The organism is Clostridium sp. CAG:43, assembly GCF_000434655.1.
GTDB lineage: Bacteria > Bacillota > Clostridia > Lachnospirales > Lachnospiraceae > Otoolea > Otoolea fessa.
Map to the genome: position 1 here is coordinate 1715 of NZ_FR895087.1, position 396 is coordinate 2110.

The 396-nt window shown below is 46.2% G+C and carries 1 protein-coding gene; it reads right to left on the minus strand.

The genetic code is table 11. From position 1 onward, the window contains the following. Positions 1 to 229, minus strand: a 229-nt coding sequence (locus tag QVO97_RS07000; RefSeq protein ID WP_369678393.1) for a hypothetical protein, incomplete at its 3' end; no start/stop codon positions are given. Positions 230 to 396: the final 167 nt, after the last annotated feature.

The window sequence follows — 396 nt, forward strand, 5'->3', positions numbered from 1 at the left end:
CCACCTTCATATTTTCCGTCAGGTCACCGCTGAACACCGCTTTCTCCGTCTCGCGCGGCATCAGCCCCATCAGGCGCGCCAGTGTCTCAGCAACCTCCCAGGCCTCGTCTTCCGATTTTGTATTGATTCCCACGTGTTTTACGTGCATATGAAATAGTTCCATCGGGGTTGGATCCCCCGCATGCTCTGCCATAAATGCTAGTGTGCGCTCTTTTGCTGTCTGCTCCATTTTGCCCGCTTCCTTTCTATCGCTACATTTAACGCAAAGTTTACACAAATGTTTGTATTTTTCAAAATTGCCGTCTTTTTCTTTAAATATTGATTTTACTGTATCTTACAAAGAATTGCAACCGCGCTTCTTCATATTTCCACACATGATTACCAAATCGGCCGTCC